At 45.2% G+C, this 14,891-nt stretch carries 15 protein-coding genes; 12 read left to right on the top strand and 3 right to left on the bottom strand.

All coding sequences use genetic code 11. The annotated features are described in order from the left end of the window. Positions 1 to 18: 18 nt before the first annotated feature. Positions 19 to 339: a NirD/YgiW/YdeI family stress tolerance protein gene (locus FOV68_RS21220; RefSeq protein ID WP_109653701.1), complete on the top strand. Its 321-nt coding sequence runs from the start codon at positions 19 to 21 to the stop codon at positions 337 to 339. A 173-nt stretch (positions 340 to 512) separates the two neighbouring features. Here the strand turns inward: FOV68_RS21220 and FOV68_RS21215 are convergent, their stop codons facing one another. The 3 genes from FOV68_RS21215 to FOV68_RS21205 form a co-directional block, all read right to left on the bottom strand. Further along, positions 513 to 791, bottom strand: a complete 279-nt coding sequence (locus tag FOV68_RS21215) for a hypothetical protein (RefSeq protein WP_143991506.1) — start codon at positions 789 to 791, stop codon at positions 513 to 515. A 113-nt stretch (positions 792 to 904) separates the two neighbouring features. Continuing rightward, on the bottom strand, positions 905 to 1,612 hold the full coding sequence (locus FOV68_RS21210; RefSeq protein ID WP_231115724.1) for a LuxR family transcriptional regulator: 708 nt from the start codon (positions 1,610 to 1,612) through the stop codon (positions 905 to 907). After that, on the bottom strand, positions 1,578 to 2,168 hold the full coding sequence (locus FOV68_RS21205; protein ID WP_031594259.1) for a helix-turn-helix domain-containing protein: 591 nt from the start codon (positions 2,166 to 2,168) through the stop codon (positions 1,578 to 1,580). The genes FOV68_RS21210 and FOV68_RS21205 overlap by 35 nt, the downstream gene beginning before the upstream one ends. A 1,036-nt stretch (positions 2,169 to 3,204) precedes the next feature. On the opposite strand from FOV68_RS21205, the gene FOV68_RS21200 reads away from it, so the two are divergent. The 11 genes from FOV68_RS21200 (at position 3,205) to FOV68_RS21150 (ending at position 14,859) form a co-directional block, all read left to right on the top strand. Beyond that, on the top strand, positions 3,205 to 3,522 hold the full coding sequence (locus tag FOV68_RS21200) for a hypothetical protein (protein WP_143790082.1): 318 nt from the start codon (positions 3,205 to 3,207) through the stop codon (positions 3,520 to 3,522). A gap of 9 nt (positions 3,523 to 3,531) precedes the next feature. Then, positions 3,532 to 3,753 (top strand): hypothetical protein, encoded by a 222-nt coding sequence (locus tag FOV68_RS21195; protein WP_143991505.1) that lies wholly within the window; start codon positions 3,532 to 3,534, stop codon positions 3,751 to 3,753. A gap of 104 nt (positions 3,754 to 3,857) precedes the next feature. Continuing rightward, positions 3,858 to 4,388: a fimbrial protein gene (locus FOV68_RS21190; RefSeq protein ID WP_143790136.1), complete on the top strand. Its 531-nt coding sequence runs from the start codon at positions 3,858 to 3,860 to the stop codon at positions 4,386 to 4,388. 60 nt (positions 4,389 to 4,448) lie between these two features. Further along, positions 4,449 to 5,186 (top strand): molecular chaperone, encoded by a 738-nt coding sequence (locus tag FOV68_RS21185; RefSeq protein WP_064703070.1) that lies wholly within the window; start codon positions 4,449 to 4,451, stop codon positions 5,184 to 5,186. A 25-nt stretch (positions 5,187 to 5,211) separates the two neighbouring features. Beyond that, positions 5,212 to 7,797: a fimbria/pilus outer membrane usher protein gene (locus FOV68_RS21180; protein WP_143991504.1), complete on the top strand. Its 2,586-nt coding sequence runs from the start codon at positions 5,212 to 5,214 to the stop codon at positions 7,795 to 7,797. Between the two features lie 12 nt (positions 7,798 to 7,809). Then, positions 7,810 to 8,871, top strand: coding sequence for a fimbrial protein (locus tag FOV68_RS21175; RefSeq protein WP_143991503.1), 1,062 nt, complete (start codon positions 7,810 to 7,812; stop codon positions 8,869 to 8,871). A gap of 56 nt (positions 8,872 to 8,927) precedes the next feature. Then, entirely contained in the window at positions 8,928 to 9,590 is a 663-nt protein-coding gene (locus FOV68_RS21170; RefSeq protein ID WP_083070639.1) for a response regulator transcription factor, read from the top strand. Positions 9,591 to 9,626: 36 nt separating this feature from the next. Continuing rightward, complete coding sequence (locus FOV68_RS21165; protein WP_143991502.1) at positions 9,627 to 10,949, top strand: TolC family outer membrane protein; 1,323 nt, start codon at positions 9,627 to 9,629, stop codon at positions 10,947 to 10,949. A gap of 25 nt (positions 10,950 to 10,974) precedes the next feature. Next, positions 10,975 to 12,234 (top strand): HlyD family secretion protein, encoded by a 1,260-nt coding sequence (locus FOV68_RS21160; protein WP_143991501.1) that lies wholly within the window; start codon positions 10,975 to 10,977, stop codon positions 12,232 to 12,234. A gap of 65 nt (positions 12,235 to 12,299) precedes the next feature. Beyond that, the gene (locus tag FOV68_RS21155; protein WP_143991500.1) at positions 12,300 to 14,435 is read left to right on the top strand and encodes a peptidase domain-containing ABC transporter; all 2,136 of its coding nucleotides are present in this window, start codon (positions 12,300 to 12,302) and stop codon (positions 14,433 to 14,435) included. Beyond that, positions 14,428 to 14,859, top strand: coding sequence for a DcrB-related protein (locus tag FOV68_RS21150; protein ID WP_064703076.1), 432 nt, complete (start codon positions 14,428 to 14,430; stop codon positions 14,857 to 14,859). Before FOV68_RS21155 ends, FOV68_RS21150 begins: the two co-directional genes overlap by 8 nt. Positions 14,860 to 14,891: the final 32 nt, after the last annotated feature.

The following is a 14,891-nucleotide window of genomic DNA, read 5'->3' as shown; positions in this document are numbered from 1 at the left end:
GTGTTAAAGGAGACGAGAATGAAGAAAATATTATGGATGATACTGACCTTGCTCAGCTCGGGCTCGGCGTATGCTCGTCAGGAGGTCACCGTTGCAGAGGCGAAAACGATGCACGACGATCGACAGGTTACGCTCACAGGGACTATCAGTGGCAGGGCCGATGATGATCACTACTGGTTAAAAGATTCGACTGGCCGTATTCGTGTCGATATAGATGATGACGACGATGATGATGACGATCGTTATCTGATTGGCAAAAAGGTCCGGGTTACCGGTGAAATCGACCGCGATGATGGCTATAGCGAAATCAATGTAGATCGAATTTTTATCCTGAAATAATCCTCTACAAAAACACAAAAAGCCAGCGATGACGCTGGCTTTTAAGTTCATCAGCCTATCAGACGGTTCATGTAACTTCGGGCAACTCACCGGCGAAAAGATAAGTGGCATACAACATCGCACTCCGGTACTGGCAATGGCTGATACAACAAGTGACTTTTAATACTGCCACTTCAGATGCTGAAAAGAAGCCCGGTTGATAATTCCCGATTATGTCGGGCTTGCTCCTGCTGACTTTCGTGCGAAGAGTTGAGTGCTGGCACAGACTGAGAGAGATTACGGCTATCCACGCCTGACTGAAACGTATCCGGAAAATGAAGTACGGGTGCAGCAACGACATAGTTACTGTAAATATAAACAGATAGCAGAATAATCATACCTAACATGATTGCTGTCACCATTTTAAAAGTAATGGCCAAAGATTTATCTTTGTTTAGTGGCTCTTTCTTCACAAAAACCTCTTTACACCCTGAACACGAAAGGCAGTCTGTGCATCACAGGGAAGCAGTTCATCAGAAATGACTAATAACTTCAGAAACCACTCCAATATGGACTGAGTAAATAGCTAAAATTTTGCAGATTCAATAACGCCTTTATAAAGTTCCAGCAGGGTGACATCATTAATGAAAGCGTTAAACTGCTTATCACCACTTAGCGAAAACTTCTTCATCACATTATACTTATGTGCGTAGATCGTTTTAGCCGAAAGATTCAGACGTTTAGCTGTCTGCCCCACGCTGTACCCTTTCTTTAAAAAGCTTAGCACCTGCAGCTGGACAACCGTGATACGCGCAAAATAACAATGTGAGCAATCCGAGGGTACAAATCCTTTGACGCTTTCCTGATTTTCCAGCCAAAAATGGACGATTTTTTCAGAAATAATACGGACAGAATCGCTGCGCGAGATAGTAATTAAAGAACGATAGCAGAGAGGCAGTTGTTCCGTAACGATGTCTGCAACCTCATCAACAAACACCATTAAAATGCTACCGGGCTTCCGTTCCCGGTAGGCAGGTTGACACATATAAAGGCGCCACTGTGCAACACTGATTAGTATGAAATCCGCCTGATATAAATTTTGTGCGTCATAAGCGGGTAAAAATTCTACTGGCGTGTCACATAACAGTGCTTGCTCAATAATTTTTGAGATGCCCAGCCGAAAGAAGTAGTTTTCATTTGTACAAATGACTTTAAAATCCATTTTTCCCTTAAGCATCTCAAAGTTTAGACAAAAATCATCAGGTAAACTTGCCATTAACCAGGGTAAGTTCACCTTTCTCTTTTAATTCTTTCAGCACTCTGCAAATGGAGCTTTTTGAAAGATGAGAACTGTTTTCAATCAGATAAAGTGCCGAAAATCTCTTCTTAAGGTGCGGTGGCAGTTTCCCCCAGCGGCCAATCAACGAAATCACTTCATCATATGAGTTATTTTTAGGTAGCTGGATGTAGTTCATCAGGTCAGAGTACTGGCCAGATAGAATGGACATGGCATCATTGAAAAGGTCTTTCTCAAACACCAGGCGCCAGAACACATCATAATCAATGAAACTGACCTTTCCATAATCAATTCTTTCCAGATAGACAGGTGGTTCATCGAGTGCCGGAGTGACACCGACAACAAAAGGCGCCGATAAGATATTTAATACCTTATTTTCGCTCTTTAATTTGAGTAAGAAATCACCATCAAGAATGAACATAACCCGGCGCACATTGTCTTTAGTGAGATGATAACGACGCTTGCCGCGCGAAATCTCATCTGGATTAGCAACCTGGGTATACCCGGCTAGCGCATCGATGATCCGCTCATGATTTTCAGTCACTCTATACATAATAATTAACTCAATCTAACTAACACAAGGTTAGTGATTAGTAGAAAAATTAGCAAAAATCCGTTTGTTATAGTCTCTTTTTTTCGCCTGGTGTATTGATGATCTTTGACTCTCCCCCAAATATGAGCCATAGAAAGGTTGCTACTGGTTTCACTATAGTAAAACCATACTGATAAAATTCAACACCATAAACGCGCAAAAAGGAAGAGCATCACGCCACTATTAGACGTCATAACCAGATATTTCACCGCTCAAAAGCCAATTAATCAGTATATCAAACTAACAAGTAGAGACTTACTGATAGTGTTATAACTTTTTTCTTAAAAAAGGAATCAATCATAATCATATGAACATTGATGTTATAATCCCGCTATATTAAGCACACAAAAAGGCGCTGCAAGTTTAAATATGCGGCATAATTGATAAACCTTTAATCATTATGGAACCATTGTTAATTCCTCTCTAAAAATAAAAAAACACGACAGCATTTGATGGCACAAATTAAACCACACCGGCCCCAAAACAGACATTTAAATAACAAATTATAAGATATATAGTTTTATATACTAATTTTTAGTAAAACCGTAGATAAAAATACCAAAAAAATATATTTACCTTACCTCTGCAACATTCACCTTAAATTGCATATGAGGACCGATTTCTCATTCTCTGGACTTTTAACCAAGCTGCACCCCCTCCCTCTGAAGCTTTTTCGCCGCAGAATGCGTAGCATTTTCTTCATTCAGAAAAAGCTGGTTACAGGTAAAATTAAATCACCTCATCAATAGTCGGCAGAAAAAAACATATAACGATGTGAATATATTCACTCCGGCACTCTAAATTACTACGAATGTAAATGCATTGTAAATAAAACACATCTTCAGTCATTAATACCAATAGCACGTAATATTAATTATGGATATTTTACTATTTTATTTTTTATGGTCTACGAATCTAATAGCGCCGTTCGCTTGAAGCGGCATTTTAAAAATTCAATACTGAATAATTGAATAAGTGATTAATATTGGAGATGTAAATGAGAGAGTTAACACCTGTAGAAATGCGAAATGTTTCAGGCGCAGGTTTTTTTGATTTTGTTGGTGCTGTCGTTGTAGGTGGTGTTACCGGTATAACTGCTTTCGGTTTGAAATGGGCCATGAGCGGCGGTAGCGCAGGTGGCATCGTAGGTGCAGGTATTATCTCTGGCGGTGTCGGCCTGATTGTCGGCGCAGTTGTTGGCCTGGTTGATGGCGCACTTTATGGTGCCATCAATGGCTGGGATTCAACTGTGGGCTGGTTCAATCAGATTGTTGAAAACCAGTTTGACGCCACTGCTCCAGTAATTACTGCATAAGGAAATATCATGCGTGAATTAAACAATCGAGAAATCGAAGGCGTTAGTGGAGGTTCTTTAACTTCAGTAATTTTAGATTTCTTCAGCCAATTAGGCGCAAGTTCAAAAGAAAAAACTGAATGGGTACGCCCTGACTCAGTGCCTGCTGCAAATCCAATCAGTGGATCTGCATTTGGCATGGGTATTGTCGGCATCGCTGCAGCCGTAGTTTTCGGCCTGCTGGCGTTTTAATTTTCCTGGAAAAAATAATTTTTCCAGGAAGGAATGAGCCATTGCTATAAAGTGCAAACGCTCATAATGACATGTTGTTCATTATTTTATACAAAGGAAAGTATATGAAAAAGGTATCTATGGTTGCTATGGGTCTGCTGCTGGCTGCAGCTCAGGTTAGTGCAGCGGAAGCTTCAGATGGCACAATTAACTTTACCGGCACCATTGCATCTCAGACCTGTACTGTCAGCGTTAACGGTGCGGGCAGCACAGCAACCGTAACCCTGCCAAAAGTTGCTGCAGGCGTGCTGAACACTGCAGGTGCCGTAGCAGGTAATACCCGCTTCACTCTGGCGCTTAGCGATTGCTCTGCAACAACCGGTGATGTCTACGCTTACTTTGAACAGGGTGCGGGTGTGAACGCTAACGGTCGTCTGACCAATACCGGTACTGCAACAGGAGTTGATCTGCAGTTACTGGACAACAATAACAAAGCTATCAATGCCGGCAGCAGCGAGCAGTCAACCGCTCCAGCAACAGTGGCTCTGACAGCGGGTGCGGGTACCCTGTCTTACTCTGCTGAGTACTACGCAACTGCTGCTGCAGTAGCGGGTACCGTTGCATCAACAGTAAATTATTCAATCAATTACCTGTAATTGATTAGGGTGAGGGCTACGCCCTCACCACTCTTCCTCTTCATCATTTCTGTTAATATCATGAAAAAAAAAAGTTTTAACTTTCTAGTCTCTTGTCTGCTCGCCTGTGCAATGACCACGTCTGCATTTGCCAGCGTAACTATCATCGGCACCCGGGTAATCTACCCAGCTTCCGAGAAAGAAGTTACCGTTCGGCTGGATAACCGGGGCGATCAACCCGCGCTTGTTCAGGCATGGATTGATAACGGAAATCCTAATGAAGCCGTAGATAAAATAAATGTTCCCTTCGTTTTATTACCTCCGGTTTTCCGGATGGAGGCTAATAAAGGGCAAACGTTACGTATTGTCTTCACTGGCGCGAATCTGCCTGCCGACAAAGAATCTATTTTCTGGCTTAATGTGCTGGATATTCCACCTCGTGACAAAAGTCTGGCCAACCAGAATCAACTGCAAATGGCGATCCGAAGTCGTATTAAGCTTTTTTATCGTCCAGCTCAGTTCGATCATGCGCAGGCCAATGAAGCAGCGTCAGGTATTGTGTGGCGTCATGGTTCAAAATCTAACTCTCTGTCTGCAACTAACAATTCCTCTTTTTACGTTAACGTTTCACAAATTAATGCAGAAGACAGTGTGGGTCATAAATTAGTCAGTGAAAAAGGAGAGATGCTGGCACCAGGCGAAACAAAAGAATTTTCGCTGAAAGGCATGAGTAATAATCAAATAAAAACGACATTTAATTATCAATATCTGGATGATTTTGGCGCCGCACGTAAGGTTGAAAGTAAAATAATCCAGTAGCTTTTGGTCTTTAACCAGGGGAATTATGATGGCAAGGACGGTATCTCTAAATAAAAAAACTGGCAGAATTTTTTATCGCTCTTTTATGGCTCTCTTTCTGACCGCAGCAACTCAAACCGCGTTTGCTGAAAAATCTTATGATTTTGATGAATCTTTTGTGAAAAATTTGCCAGGGGTAAAAGTAGATGTTGCCCGCTATGCAACAGGCAACCCCATTGATCCCGGCATCTATACGCTGGATATCTTTTTAAATGGTCGTCAGATTAGTCGTGAAAATGTTCAGGTTGTACGTGAAGGAGCAGGTACTAAGGCCTGTCTTTCCTACGATCTGGTAAAAAGTCTCTCCATTAAAGACACCGTTTTCAGTTCTCAACAAGCTGAAGAGTTACGCTCGGGTAAGCAATGTATCGCCCTTGAAGATGTGGTTAAGGAGAGCCATGCCGCCATTAACTCTGCTGATATGCAGATGGACATCTCAATTCCACAGATTTATCTGCTGCGCTCAGCACGTGGCTATGTCGCCCCCGAGTTCTGGGATAAAGGTGAAACAGCATTTACGCTCAACTATGACACTAACTATTACCGCTCTGTTAACGATGGGCGTGAATATGACTCTTTTTATGGCAGAGCGCTGGCAGGTTTTAACCTTGGCGGCTGGATGTTTCGCCATGAGGGTTCACTGAGCTGGCGACGCCAGCAGGGTGATGAGTCTCATCATTACAACGCTATTAACACCTATGTTCAGCGTGATATTCCACAACTGAAGTCACGCTTACTGCTAGGTGAAGGAAATACCAGTGGCGAACTGTTCGATACCCTTTCGTTCCGCGGTGCGCAGATATCAACTGTCGATCAAATGTGGCCTGATTCACAACGCGGTTACGCGCCTGAAATTCGTGGTGTTGCCCGTACCAGTGCTCAGGTAACCGTATCGCAAAACGGTAGTAAAATTTATGAGACAACAGTATCGCCAGGTCCCTTTAATATCACCGACCTCTATCCTACAGGCTACGGCGGCGATTTAGATGTTACTGTAAAAGAAGCCGACGGCAGTGAAACACGTTTTTCAGTGCCTTATGCAGCCATGACGAGGCTGAAGCGTCCTGGTATGACATTCTACTCTGTGACGGGCGGTGTATCGCGTAAAGACAATATGGCCTACACGCCTTCCGTATATCAGGGCACCATTCAGCATGGCTTTACCAATAGTCTGACTGGCTATACCGGTATTCTGGGATCAGATAACTACATCTCAGCCCTGTTGGGGGGAGCATTTGGTTTACCTATTGGCGCTATCTCACTCGATATCACCGGTGCTCAGACAAAATATGGCGATGAGAAAAAGCAGGGTGTGAGCTATCGCGCAACGTACAGTAAAAAAGTGGCTCAGACTGACACAAACTTCACCCTCGCAGCGTACCGATTTTCATCATCAGGCTATTACAGCTATGACAATGCATTGCAAATTAATAACTACTATAAAAAGAATAAAAGTGACGGAATAAATTATCTTTCCCGTCCTAAACAACGTTTTTCAATGACTGCCAGCCAAAATTTTGGAGAGTCATATGGGAACATCTATCTTACTGGTTTCATTCAAAATTACTGGAACAGCACCGGTACAAATACCCAATTTCAGTTAGGTTACAATAATAGAATTGGTCGCGTATCCTATACATTATCAGCAAACCGATTATTATATTCAACCGGTGGACATGACACACAGCTTTCACTCGATTTCTCAATACCACTTGGTAGCGAAAGTAAAAATTATGTAACCGGAAGCGCAACCCATAATAAAGAGGGTGTAACCGCGCAAACTGCGGTTAATGGTGTCCTGGGTGAGAATGATCAATACAGTTATAACGTAGGTGCTTCTCGCGATATCGATAATAAAAAATCAGGTTCCGTCAGTGGACAATATCGTTCGCCTTACAGCATGCTGACAGCGTCATATACCAAGGGAGAGAATTATTACTCAGCTTCCGGAGGTGCAAGCGGCGCTGTTGTTGCTTTGCCTGATGGCATTAACTTTAGTGCTTATCAGTCGACAACATATGCTGTCGTAACAGCAGCTGATGCCGAAGGTGCCCGGGTGCTTGGTTATCCAAATATCGTGTTAAACGGAAGCGGCAGAGCGGTAGTTCCTAATCTTAATCCATACAGGATAAATGAGCTGGCGATCGATCCAAAAGGCATCCCCCTTGATGTTGAGCTGGAATCAACCCAACAACGCGTTATACCTGTTGAAGGTGCTGTTGTGAGACTGGATTATAAAACCAGTAAAGGCAAACCACTCCTGATACGGGCAAACCAGCCTGATGGAAATGCTTTGCCATTTGGCGCGTCAGTTAATGATGAAAATGGCAATCTTGTTACTACTGTTTCACAGGGCGGTCAGATTTACGTCAGGCTGAATAAAGATGTCAGCCGTCTGCATGTTTCATGGGGAAAAGCAGAAAATGATAATTGTCTGGTTAATCTTGAGTCGGGTGTAGTTCAGTCCAGTGACAATCAGACGCTGGCGAGACTGACGACAACATGCAGCAATGATCAAATGCAGCCGGTACGTTACGCTTCTAATAACGAAAATAAAGATAACCAGGGTTAATGAGGTGACATCATGCTCTTAATTTCAGGAAAGAAAATATTGCGCCTCATTGGCTCAGTATCATTAACATTCAGTCTGATGCTGATGGCTATTTTTAACGTTAATGCCGCAGGCTCATCAACCGATGTGACATTAACGTGTAAAATGACCTCTACCCGGACATTGGTCGACATAAAGTCATTAGGCATCAATATTTCAGCAGCCGTACCGGTAGGTACGATCGTTTATAGTGGCACAGCCACGGCTAACTTTAAATGTGCGCTGGATAATTTGCAGCAGTACGCAGATGGATTGATCGGCGAAGTCTATTTTAAACGTAAGGCGATTGACGCGGATGCCCTTGGCTATGGATTGACGTTATATACTGGCTATGGTGGGGAGATGGGCACCGAAGTCGCAAATATTCCAACAGGTATAATGATCAGCACATATGCTTTAACCAGCGGCGGAACTGTGGGCGCTTATACGGATGTTTCTCTGAGCGTGCCTTATCAGATCGTCAAAACATCTAACTCTATGACACCGTCATCTTACCTTAAAAGTTATGTAAACCCATTTGATGTCGGCTCGTTAGTCACAGGGAAGGATGAGACATTTAACTTTACCAATATTAAAACAGGTATCACCGTAAAAGATCAGACCTGCTCAGTGGCAGGAGATGTTAATCAGAATGTACCACTGGGTAGTTATACCACGAACCCTACTAGTGGCTTAGGAGCAGGCATAGGCCAGACCAGTGCGGCCACAGCATTTAACATCCAGTTTAACTGTGAGGCCTTACTCTCAGGCACATTTGACGTGATGATGCAGTTCGATGGAGACGCGCCCAGCGGGCTCTCCGATGTGGGTGTGGTGGCGCTTAACTCCGCCTCAACGGCCAGTGGTGTCGGCGTGCAAATCCTTAATGGAAACCAGCAGCCGATAGCACTCGCTACACCCTTTAACATTGCGAGTTATCCGCTCTCTTCTGCCTTAATTTCGGTGCCACTTTATGCACGTTATTATCAGACGGCTGCGAAAATAAATCCTGGTACGGCAAATGCCGTCGCAACGTACACGCTTAGTTACCAGTAGTCAGCAGGGCTCTGCGGAGCCCCGCTTCAGATTTTATCTACAGAAAAGGATCATCTGTGAATATATCCCAGGGAAAAAGGAGGCTTAGCATTGGTATTTCTGATGAAAGTCCATTTATTCTTTATTCCGTCCAGACTATACTTATAAAAGAGTTCTCAAATCTGAACATCAATGCTTACCCGGTTGAAGCAGAAGGTTTACTGTCAATAATCAGGGAGGAGATGCCAGATATATTGATCACAGATTTTTGCTTTACCTTTGAACGTAACGATTCAAATGGCGTGAAAAAACTCGAACAGATACACAAGCAAAATCCGAATTTAAAAATTATCATTTTCACTGCACAGAAGAGTCAGGCTATTTTGAAAAGTATATTACAAGTCCCGGTCAATGCTATCGTACATAAACGCGATGACATTCGTGATTTGGTCAGGGCATTCAATTGGGTTTGCTCATCTAATTCAGGAATATACTACTCAGAACAGATGAAAAACTTAGTGCTATCTGCACCAGCAGATACGGCACAAACACTGCTATCCCCCTCAGAAATAGAAGTTATCCGGTTGTTCGCCATTGGCTATAGCTTAATGGAGATAGCCAAAGTGCGTAAACGCAGCATAAGCACGGTTGCAACACAAAAATATAATGCTATGCGTAAGCTTCAGCTTCAATCTAATACAGATTTGATTAAGTATGTTTTTGCACAGGAACTTGTTTAACCACTTAGTATTTATTTTTTATATACAGCGAAGATCATGAAACCCCATAATTTTAATATTGTACTACTGGCACTAATTTGTGCTCCATTTTGCACATCTGCAACCAGCCTGGAGCAAGCTGCTCAGGCCGCATTAATCTATGACTCAGCATTACAATCCAGTCAGATGACCAGTGCAGCAGATAAACAGAAATATTGGCAAGGCATGGCCGGAATGCTGCCAACATTAACACTTGAAGGAAACTGGGATCGTCAGGAGCAACCTGATAAAAAATATCAGAGTGGGGTAACGAACCATAGTTATGATCTTAGCGTCAGGCAACCTCTGTTTGATATGAGTAAATATGCCGGATGGCGTAAAGGTGTTGCTATTGCAAATACAGCTGAGGCGCAGGCAAAGCAGGCTGAAGAAAAATTATTAAACGCTATAAGTAACGCTTATTTTACTGTGCTTTATCAGCAGGAAGTTTTGCAGGCAGCAAAAGCCGCCAGCCATAATTTTAAACAGCAACAGCAGAAGCTTCAGGCCGGATTAGTCAATGGCCAGAATACCCGCACGGAACTGGATGAAGCAAAAGCTAATTACGCTCTGGCACAGGCTAAAGAAATAGAGGCAGGCAATCAGTTGTTGCTGGCAGGCGAAGCATTTCGTCGTTTATCCGGTATCAGCCCTGACACCGTTGAACCAGTGAATTTCCAGTGCCTTAAAGCATCGCCTTATTCTTCACTCACCGATGCGATTAATGCCAGCCAGCAACGCAACACGGAGATTAAGATTGCTCTGTTTCAGAATGATCAGGCAGACGCAGATGTTCTGGCGGCTGATGGCGCGCATATGCCGGTCGTCTCACTCTATGCCCGATACGGCAAAAACTGGAGCCGTAACGACAATGACGACAATATCCTTTATGACGCAATTTTCGGGACGAACTCGAAGAGTAATAACCTGCAGTATGGCGTAAACGTTTCTGTCCCGTTATTTGCTGGTGGCAGTCAGGTTTCACAATCTTTTGAAGCGGCCTATCGTCGTCAGGCGGCAAAGTATTCCACGATGGAAGCTCAACGCAAAGCGGCAACCGATACGCGCTCGGCCTGGCTTAGCCTGACCAATGGTAAAGCCTTAATCAGTGCTCAAAAGAACGCTGTCGACTCAGCACGTGAAAAAGTTGTGTCGGTCCAGTATGGCCGTGAAATGGGCTTCCGCACCGTTAATGATGAACTTGATGCCCAGCAGAAATATTACACCGCGCTCAAAGACCAGGCTGAAGCCCGCTTGAGTTACCTCAACGCCTTAATCAATCTGGCGCAAAGTACCGGTTCGTTATCACTCGACATGCTGAAATTTTTTCAGTGCCGTTAATCCCTTAATCATGATGAATCTATAAATGGAACAGTCACTTTTTCGCCAGGAGGCGCTTGATGCCGCTAACCGGGGTAACCTGGGCATCGTGGCACTTTATTGTCCGCCCTACCGCTGGCTTGTTATTTCTGTGGTGATTTTTATTACTGCCGTCACAGCCCTCTTTTTCATTTTTGGCAGCTATACGAAATATGAATCCTCTACCGGCGAACTGCTGCCTGAAAAGGGCATGTTGATTGTCCCTCCTCCGGTGAGCGCAACAGTCGTGGATATCCCGGTTAAAGAGGGACAGCTGGTCAAAAAAGATGACGTTCTCATGGTGTTGTCATCGGAAGTCTCAACACAAATGGGACAGACGCGTCAGGTCATTGCCGAAAATCTGGTGGGTCAGCGTGAACGACTTCAGCAGGATCTGCAGACGCTGGCCAAATTGCATGATGTCGAAATGAAAGGATTATCCGACACCATCGCCAGTCTGAAACTCCAGCAGGAACAGCTGAGACTACAGCTGACACACCGTCGCAAACAGGTGGCGTTAGCGAAACTGCAACTGGATAAACTCAACGCTATGCACCAGGAGGGGTACGCCTCAAACCGTCAACTGGAAGAGCAGGAATCCAATCTGCTCGACAGCCAGGCACGCTATCAGGAGTACCAGCTTCAACTGCTGGATACGTCGCAAAAAATTGTTCAGGCAGAGCAGCAACTGCATGAAAAGCCACTGGATGATGAGAAAAAGCGCAACGATATCGAACGTCAACTGGCAGATAACCGTCAGTCAATGGCAGAGAACGAAGCACGCCGATCCATTGAGCTTCGCGCACCAAAAAGCGGCTATGTCGGCATGATCATGGTTAAAAATGGTCAGATGCTGAATGCCGGCCAGTCGGCAATTGCGATTTTGCCCAACAATACCGATCTTGTTGCCCGCATCATGGTGAACACGCAATCCATCGGCTTTATCCAGCCGGGTCAGCGTGTCGTGCTGCGCTACAAAGCCTTCCCTTACCAAAAATTTGGTCAGCAATATGGCAAGGTGATCGAGGTCTCGCGAACCGCCCTCTCTCCTCAGGAAGTCACCAACTTAACCGGTAAAAACAATGTTCAGGAACAGCAGTACCGGGTACTGGTCTCTCTGGATAAACAAACCATTACTGCTTATTCGCAGAATGAAAAACTGAAGCCAGGTATGGCGCTGGATGCCGACTTTATTGTCGACAAACGTCGTCTCTATGAATGGGTACTGGAGCCGATTTTCGCGCTGGGACACAAAATTTCTCTCTGATTTAGAAGGTCTGTTCTGTGTTGTTATTAGAGAAACTCAATTTTAAATGATTTAACCGCTTACCAATGATTCGACAGTCGCAGGCAGCGGAGTGCGGGCTGGCTTGTCTTGGCATGGTGGCTAACTATCACGGCCACGAGATCGACATGATCACGTTGCGTCGCCAGTTCGCCACATCACTCAAAGGCGCCACACTGGCTGATGTCATCGCGATGGCACAACAACTCAACATGACTTCCCGCGCACTGCGTGTGGAAATGGAAGAGCTGTCTAAACTGCGCATGCCCTGCATTCTGCACTGGGAACTGAACCATTTTGTGGTATTGAAGAAAGTTCGCGGCAATAGGATCACCGTTCACGATCCCGCGCGTGGCATTCGCGAACTGACATTTAAAGAAGCGTCGACTGCCTTCACCGGTGTCGCACTGGAACTGGTTCCCTCTTCTACCTTTGAAGTGAAAGAAGAGAAAGAAAGCATCTCTATGATGAAGCTGGTGGGCAGCGTGACCGGGGTTAAGTCTGCCTTTGCTCAGGTGCTCATCCTCTCAATCGCTCTGGAATTTTTCGGCGTCCTCGGCCCCTTCTTTATGCAGTGGGTTATGGATATGGTGCTGGTTTCTGCTGACTATTCTTTGCTGTCGTTGCTCGGTGTGGGCTTTATCATGATCGCGCTGTTTCAGACAATTGTCACAGCCCTGCGCTCATGGGTAATGAGCTGGTTCTCCAGCCAGCTTAGTGTGCAGTGGACCATAAACGTCTGCCATCACATGTTAAAACTGCCGCTGGAATGGTTCGAATCACGCCATGTCGGTGACATTCTCTCTCGTTACGGTTCGCTTAATACTATTCAGAGCACGCTGACTTCCCGCTTCATCAGCACCGTGCTGGATGGAGTTATGTCAATCGTCACAGTAGTGATGCTTTTCATCTACAACGCGCAACTGGCATGGCTGGTCATTGGTCTTTTTCTCGCCTATGCACTGTTGCGCTTCATGGCCTACGATCCGGTTCGCCGCGCCAATGAGGAACAAATCATCAGCTCGGCACGCACCCAGTCTTCTCTGCTTGAGACGCTGCGCGGGATCCAGGCGGTCAAAACGAATAATAAACAGGTGCCGCGACTCTCGGCTTACATGAACTTTCTGGTAGACACCACCAATAAAGGTATTGTGATACAGAAGCTCAATATCCTGTTTGGTTCGGCTCAGGGATTACTAACCTCAGTGGGCCGGGTGGTTCTGGTCTGGCTGGCTGCGCTGCAGGTACTGGATGGCAACTTCTCTGCCGGTATGCTGACCGCCTTTATCAGCTTTTCCGATCAATTTATGAGTCGGGGTGCCGGCTTGATCAACGCTATTATCGATTTCCGTATGCTGCGAATGCATGGCGAACGTCTGGCCGATATTGTGCTATCAGAAACAGAAGCCAGCTCTGAGGCCAATCCAGGCCTGGTGAGTAAAGCAACCGACCAGGAGACAGAAGCCCCGCAGGATATCAAACTGATCGATATTCGTTTTCGCTATGCGCCGACGGAACCCTGGGTGGTTGATGGTGCGAATCTGGAGATCAAAGCGGGTGAGAGCCTCGCAATTGTAGGGCCATCCGGCCAGGGAAAAACCACGATGGCCAAAATCATTCTTGGCCTGTTGCACCCGGAAGGTGGCACGATCACTGTGGGCGGTATGGATATCACCCAGACCGGGCTTGAACACCATCGTAATCGGATCGGCTGCGTTATGCAGGATGATATTCTCTTTTCAGGCTCAATCAGCGAGAACATCTGCTTCTTTGATAACGAACCCGACCACGCAAAAATTACCCGCGTGGCCCGCCTGGCTCAGATTCATGGCGATATCATGAAAATGCCGATGAATTATCAAAGCCTGGTAGGCGATATGGGATCGTTTTTATCGGGTGGTCAGTTGCAACGTATTCTGCTGGCACGCGCACTGTATCGTGAACCTCAAATTCTGGTTCTGGATGAGGCCACCAGTCATCTTGATATCTACAACGAAGCGCAGATCAACAACGCCATTAAGCAGATGAAGATCACCCGAATCATCATTGCACATCGTCCGGAAACTATCCGAAGCGCCGATAAAATCGTCCTGTTAAATAACGGCACACTCAGCGAAGTCACGGCAGAGCAGTTATTTGGCCAGGCAGCAACCCACAATGACACGGAGATTACCCATGGATAAGACTATTTGCCGCTTCACTGAAGGCATGATTACTTTGCCGCAAGGTTACTGCGAGCGAACGCTGAATACGCTGGCTGGCACGCGATCTACTCTGCCGCCAATCACCATCTCTCGCGATAAGTTAGGCGACCATAATAATCCGGAAGAGTATATTCTTAGCCAGCTCGCTATTCTGCAAAAGCAGATGAAAGACTGGCAACAGGAAGTCCATCAGCCAGTGGTGCTGGGTAATAATCTCACTACAGGCATCATGATTACCTATGATTTTCTTCGGCCAGATAATCTTCGTCTTTACCAGAAACAAGCGGTATTCACACTTAACATGGACGACCTGTTGATTTTCTCTCTGTCGAAGGCGAGTCCCATTAGCGCTGCAGATCTTCAGATTTTCTCAGATACCCTGGAAAGCTTCCGTACTGCGTAACAGACACGCTGTCTGCAATGCGCATTTAAAAG

This window comes from Pantoea sp. paga, from assembly GCF_007558755.1.
GTDB classification, from domain to species: Bacteria; Pseudomonadota; Gammaproteobacteria; order Enterobacterales; family Enterobacteriaceae; genus Pantoea; species Pantoea agglomerans.
The sequence above is the reverse complement of the archived record's forward strand: the minus strand, read 5'-3'. Positions and strand labels throughout refer to the sequence as shown.